This window comes from Nitrococcus sp. (assembly GCF_059432795.1).
On sequence record NZ_JBXWZQ010000117.1, the window covers coordinates 1 to 5,777 of the forward strand.

The window sequence follows — 5,777 nt, forward strand, 5'->3', positions numbered from 1 at the left end:
CAAAGGCGTATCGGGCTGAGTGGGCCGTGCCGCCGAGTTGGCGGTGGCAAACGATTGGGGTGAGGGTCGGGGCCTACGTTGTGGTTTGCCCCTGGACTCGGGGCGCGCCGCTCGGTGAGCCTCGTCAGACGGTCTCGTGGCGCCGCGTCGGAAGGCGCACAATGTGCGTGGTGACCGCGCCGGCGATAACGATTAATAATGCCTTGACGAATAACACAGGCACCATCCAGATCACGCTCGTCAGTATGGTCACCCAAAGCAAGGTAAGCGCGGTGATTTTTACCCGAAATGGAATGCCTTTCCCGGCTTTATAATCACGGATGTATTGGCCGAAGACGGGCATGTTCATCAGCCAATCATGGAAGCGCTCGGAGCTACGCGCGAAACACGCCGCTGCAAGCAACAAGAAAGGCGTGGTGGGTAGCAGCGGCAACACGACGCCGAGCATACCCAAACCAACCGCGGTGAGCCCGATGCCAATCAAGACATAACGGACGATGAGCGGTAAAGACTTGGCCTTGGATGGCGAGTATTCGGTGCTCATCTCCACAAGCCGTTCGAGGATCGGTGTTTACTTTACCACCGAACCGGCTTGTTGGCGCAAGCGTTCGTTCACCTCCTCATTCCGCGCACGTAAGCTGACGGGCTGAGGGCGGCCGGGCGCTCAAACCGAGCACCAGGCGCCGACCAAGCACCGTTCAGTTGGCCGCAGGGGACCAGCGATGTTGCCTCGTTTGCAGCGAATCACCGTTTTATTGCTCAGTACACTCGCGCTCGGCTGGGCCTCGGGCTGTTCCGTTCAGGAGGGCATCCGCCTGGTGCTCAGCGGCAACCCGGGGGCGGCCGCTGAGCGGTTAGCCAAACAGCGGGCAATCGGTTACACGCGAAATCCGGCGGCACTGGTCCACGACCTGAGCGTGGCGAAAAGCCGCTTCCAGGCGCTGGTCAAGCTCCTGCGCGGCGAGGCCGGTCGCGAATGGGGCGAGAAAGAAGTCGTCGTGCCCTCCCGAAAGCGCTATGTCAAATACACCCAGAATTATAAAAGCCGTGCCATCGTGCGCTTCGACCGCGGCCGCGTGGAGGTGGAAACGCTCGATGAGCAGCAACCCATGCGCAGCCTGCGCGAGGCCATCGTCACGACCTTGCTCACGCCCGAGGATCCGCGGGCGGTCGATCTTTATTCCGATGACCCCGTGCGCCTCACCGGCCGCCCTTATCTCTATGGGCTGATACGCGACCAAAACGGTCGCGCCATAGGCACGCCGCCGCAGGCCGAAGCATTCGCCGATTACCTGGTGGCGCATAAAACCCAGCGGCGCACCATCGCCGCACCGCGCGGCGCCAAACCCGTGCATTTCGTCGCCTTGCCGATGGTAAACGACTACCTCAATCGCCAAGCCGAGCGCTACGCCCCGGTAGTGCAGCGCTATGCCCAACGCTTCGACGTCAGCACGAGCCTGATCTATGCCGTGATCCAGACGGAGAGCAATTTCAATCCGTTCGCCGTAAGCAGCGCCCCGGCGTATGGCCTGATGCAGATCGTGCCGGCCACCGCCGGCCGCGACGCCTTTCATCATGCCTTCAATGTGGATCGTATTCCCGAGCGGGACTACCTATTCGTCGCGCGGCAAAACATCGAGCTCGGCGCCGCCTACCTGGATCTGCTCCACAGCGATTACCTTGCCGGCGTGCACCACCCCGTATCCCGTGAATACTGCGCCATCGCGGCCTATAACGGCGGCATCGGCAACGTGCTGCGTACGTTCGGCGCTGACCGCCGAACGGCTTTGCAGGCAATCAACCAAGCCAAACCCGCCGAGGTTTACCGCCGTCTGCGCCGCCATTTCCCCAGCGCCGAAACCCGTCAATACCTGGCGAAAGTGCTCTCGGCGCGGCGCAGTTTCGTCAATCCCCCTCAATAGATCAGCGCTCGTGCGAACGGCCTTCGCCACGGCCCGTCAGACACCGCTGTGGAAATCTTCGGGCGGGATGCTGCCGGCGTAGGACACGGCGGCGGCCCCCCAGGCGACGGCCCTGCCAAGGGCAGTTTCCATGGCCTCGCCACGTCCGAGTCCATGCAAGAGGCCAGCCGCGAACACATCGCCGGCGCCGGTGCTATCGACCACACTGACCCGCGGCGCGCGCACGTGCAGCGCGCCGCTCGCGCCATGGGCTACGGCTCCCTCCGCGCCGTGAGTGATTACCATCCATCGCAAGTGTTTCCCGGCGATGCGCCGGCCGGCCGCCAAGGGATCGGCCAGGAACGCATCGTCCAGATCGGCAGCCGATCCGACCAGAATCTGCGCCGGCAAGCCACCCGCTTGCACGGGCGGCACATGCGCAACCACGGTTCCCCACTCCGCGCGCTGCGCCATGATCGGCGCAAGCGCCGGATCGGCGCTGCGCACATATAGGCACTCCCCCGGCAGACGCGCCAGATCGCCAGGCAAAGGCACGCGGGCGCGTGCCAAGTTGACGATGGTACGCTCACCGCTCGCGTCGATTAAAACCAGTGACCGGGTGGTCGCGGCCGCGTCCCGGGACAGCCGCGAGAGGTCGACACCGGCGGCGTCCAGTTCGCGCCTCAGGCACTCACCGTACGAATCCCGGCCTACCGCGCTGATCACCACGGCACGGTCGCCGGCGCGGGCGAGCGCGACCGCCGTGTTGGCCGCACCGCCGCCGAGGCGTTCGCCGCACCAGCGCCCCTGATTATGCCCGCCCGCGCGCAACGGCGCGTCGAGTTGGACCACCTCGTCGCGCGCCACCGAGCCAACGATCAAGATTCTCGCCATGCGACCCCCGCCCCGGACCCCGTGGATGCACGGTATGCCTACGTTATACGGAGCGCGCCGGAATCCGAATCACCAGGCGGGCACCGCCGAGGGGAGAGGCGGCGGCGCTCAGCGTGCCGCCATAGCTTTTCACCAGTTCATCGACGATTGCCAACCCGATGCCCTGCCCGGCGGCGCGGGCCCCTCGCTCGAGCAGCGTCTCCAGCGCCTGGGGCGGGAATCCGGGACCATCGTCATCGACCCCGATCACCCAGTGGTCCCCCGCTCGCTCGGCGTCGATCCCCACGCGCGCCCGAGCGCACTTGGCGGCGTTGTCGAGCAGGTTACCGAGCATCTCCATCAAATCATCCTCATCGGCGCGCAGCGCCAAAGCGGGAGAAATCTGCAGATCGAAACGCAGTGCCTTGTCCCGATACACTTTTTCCAGCGCTGCCACCAGCCGCTCCACGAGCAGTCGCAGCGGCACCGGCCGGCGTAACACCTGACGCCCCGCCGCCCCGGCACGCTGGAGCTGAGAGTCCACGATCCCCTCCATGCGCTGTAGCTGCTCGACGGCGATACGGCGCTGCTCGCCGCCGCGCTCATTGCCCTGCGCAATGCCCTGGAGCACGCTGAGCGGTGTTTTCAGGCTGTGCGCCAGATCGGCGAGGGCGTTGCGGTAGCGGGCCCGCTGGTGGTGCTCGTTTTCCAGCATGGCATTCAGCGCGCCCACCAGCGGCTGAAGCTCGTCAGGATAGCCCGGGCCAATGGCTTCGCGCTCGCCCGCCTCGATACCACGCAACTCCTTCATCAGGCCGCGCAGCGGCCGCAGACCCCATCGCAGCACGAGTACCTGAATTCCCAGCAGCAGCACGCCGGCACCGACGAGCCACAGCCACAGATTGGCCCGGAATTGGCTTATCTGAGCATCGACATCCGCCCTGTCCTCCAGCGCGACAACGGCGTAACGCCGCCCCTCGCCCCCCTCCTCGCCCAGCCAGCGTATGCCGAAGCTGAGCGCGAACACCGGGCCCACATTCGCATTCGGCAAGTCCTCGAACCGCCTTCGGCATGGCAGGGCGCTCCCTCGCTGGCGGTTCCATTACGGGCAGCGATTGCCCCGGGCGCGGTTGGGTCGGCATTATTTTCCCGATTCTCAGCGTGGCAGCCGCCGCTTCAGACGGCGTTGGTGAGATCGCCGCCGGCCGCAGCCATGCGCTCAGGCCGTGAGCAGTTCGAAGATATGGCCGTTGGGGTCATGGAAATAGACCCCGCGGCCGCCGCCGCGATGACTGATGCTCATATCGGCCAAGGCACGCGGCCCACTGCCGTACGTTATGCCCTCTTCCTGAAGGCGTCGGAAAATCCGATCGAACTCCTCTTCGCTTACCTTGAAAGCATAATGATGCGATTCGAAATCCGAGCGATTGTCGAAAGCCATTGTTAATCCATCATTGACCCTTACTGGAGCCAGATGAGAGACATCGCCCGCTAGGCAAAGCCCGGAAATGCGCGCAAATAACTTCATTGATTCCACCTCGAAAGAGGATACCTCGCCAGCAAAGGCGAGGCCGAAAATTCGCGCAAAAAACTTAGCCGATTTGATCTTATCGTGTGCCGGCACGATTGTGTGGTCGAGTTGTATGGCCATCGCAACTCCTCGAGGTGGGCCGTCTACGCTCCATTTAGGTGCTGAGTCACCGTATGGGCGAGATCGTGGAGAATCGGCAGGGCTCGAAATACCGCTCTGTGAAGCCCGCCCGATGACCACCGGGCGGACTGGGTTATGCCGTAGCGAGATCAGAAGCGGACGTTCAGCCCAACGATGCCCGAACGCCCCTGCAGGGGAGCCCGATCCTTGATGAAGGAGTTGTGCCGGCGGGCAACCTGGTCGAGCAAATTCGTGCCGCGCAGGAAAAGCTTCGCCTCCACGGGAGCTTCAGCGAGAATGTAGCTCGCACCCAGATTCAATATCGTATAGCCATCGGTTTGGGTCTCGAGCGAACCTTCGTTGCTTTGTGTGAATACCTTCGTGGCCTCGACGTTGGCTGTCAGCCGGCCTAGGTAGTAATCGAGACCGAAGCCCAGGCGCGGCGGGGAAATACGCGGCAGGTCCGGGCCACCACTTAGCCGGCCGCGGACCCAGTCACCGAACAGGCTCGCATCGAGAGCACCGTTGGCATTGTCAAACACCCGGTATAGCGCCTTCATCTCTGCACCCCAAAAGAGCGCATCGGACTGAGCGTAATTAATTAGCAGGAGTTCACCACCGGGATTGCCTTCGTCATCGACCCGATCGGCAGTACCGTCGCCGTCGCGATCCTGGGATTGCACAAAGATGAAGTTCTCGATCGCGTTGACGAACGCATTGACACGCCAGGTCAGACGCCCGTTGGTCTTGCGCAGGCCCAAATCGAGGTTGTTCGAGGTCTCCTCGTCCAGTCTGGTGTCACCGACCTCGAAAGTCCCGGTGGCGAAATGCGGCCCATTGACCAGCAGTTCCACCAGGCCCGGCGGTCGTTGCGCGCGGGTGGCGGTCAAGCTCAGCGCATATCCCGGCGTGAAATTCCAAAGGGCCCCGCCCGAGAGACTGTAGACGGTATGGTCGATATCATTATTGTCGATCATGCTTGGCTCGACGCCCTGGTGCTCGATGCGGCCACCGGCTTCAAAGTGGAAGTCGCGCCAGTCCGCATCCTCGAACAGAAAGACACCGACCGATCGTTGCTTGGCCGGCTGGACGAAGGCCTCCTCCCCCGTCGCATTGAAGTTGCGATGGATGTATTGCACGCCGAGGGTACCGATCAACGGGCCGACGGGCTCATGATTGAATTCGAGCCGGCTCTCCCAGGCTTCGTTGTTGAAGACCGTACCGACCTCACCCGGACCCTCGAACTCGATATGGTTGTAGTCGTTGTAACCGGCACGAACGCTGATACTGCGCAGTCCGGCGGCTGGCTTGTCGAGGCGGCCGGCCAAATCGAAGCGATCCTGCGTCTGGTC

6 protein-coding genes are annotated in these 5,777 nt (G+C 63.4%); 1 reads left to right on the top strand and 5 read right to left on the bottom strand.

Annotated features, from left to right (window positions below; all coding sequences use genetic code 11):
• Positions 1 to 124: 124 nt before the first annotated feature.
• Positions 125 to 544, bottom strand: a complete 420-nt coding sequence (locus tag AC52Q4_RS09155; protein WP_495536490.1) for a YbaN family protein — start codon at positions 542 to 544, stop codon at positions 125 to 127.
• Between the two features lie 178 nt (positions 545 to 722).
• On the opposite strand from AC52Q4_RS09155, the gene AC52Q4_RS09160 reads away from it, so the two are divergent.
• Complete coding sequence (locus AC52Q4_RS09160; protein ID WP_495536491.1) at positions 723 to 1,922, top strand: murein transglycosylase domain-containing protein; 1,200 nt, start codon at positions 723 to 725, stop codon at positions 1,920 to 1,922.
• A 36-nt stretch (positions 1,923 to 1,958) separates the two neighbouring features.
• On the opposite strand, the gene AC52Q4_RS09165 is transcribed toward AC52Q4_RS09160, so the two are convergent.
• From AC52Q4_RS09165 to AC52Q4_RS09180, 4 genes are all read right to left on the bottom strand, one after another.
• A complete protein-coding gene (locus AC52Q4_RS09165) occupies positions 1,959 to 2,795 on the bottom strand; it encodes a carbohydrate kinase family protein (protein ID WP_495536492.1) in 837 nt (278 codons plus the stop codon).
• A 43-nt stretch (positions 2,796 to 2,838) separates the two neighbouring features.
• Positions 2,839 to 3,825 carry an ATP-binding protein gene (locus tag AC52Q4_RS09170; RefSeq protein ID WP_495536493.1) on the bottom strand — a complete coding sequence of 329 codons (987 nt, stop codon included), beginning with the start codon at positions 3,823 to 3,825 and terminating at the stop codon, positions 2,839 to 2,841.
• Positions 3,826 to 3,993: 168 nt separating this feature from the next.
• Positions 3,994 to 4,425: a VOC family protein gene (locus AC52Q4_RS09175; RefSeq protein ID WP_495536494.1), complete on the bottom strand. Its 432-nt coding sequence runs from the start codon at positions 4,423 to 4,425 to the stop codon at positions 3,994 to 3,996.
• A 149-nt stretch (positions 4,426 to 4,574) separates the two neighbouring features.
• A partial coding sequence (locus AC52Q4_RS09180; protein WP_495536495.1) for a TonB-dependent receptor domain-containing protein occupies positions 4,575 to 5,777 on the bottom strand: 1,203 nt, incomplete at its 5' end.

Coding starts and splice junctions, on each gene's coding strand:
- AC52Q4_RS09155 (WP_495536490.1), bottom strand. CDS start 544: ATGAGCACCGAATACTCGCCATCCAAGGCCAAGTCTTTACCGCTCATC.
- AC52Q4_RS09160 (WP_495536491.1), top strand. CDS start 723: ATGTTGCCTCGTTTGCAGCGAATCACCGTTTTATTGCTCAGTACACTC.
- AC52Q4_RS09165 (WP_495536492.1), bottom strand. CDS start 2,795: ATGGCGAGAATCTTGATCGTTGGCTCGGTGGCGCGCGACGAGGTGGTC.
- AC52Q4_RS09175 (WP_495536494.1), bottom strand. CDS start 4,425: ATGGCCATACAACTCGACCACACAATCGTGCCGGCACACGATAAGATC.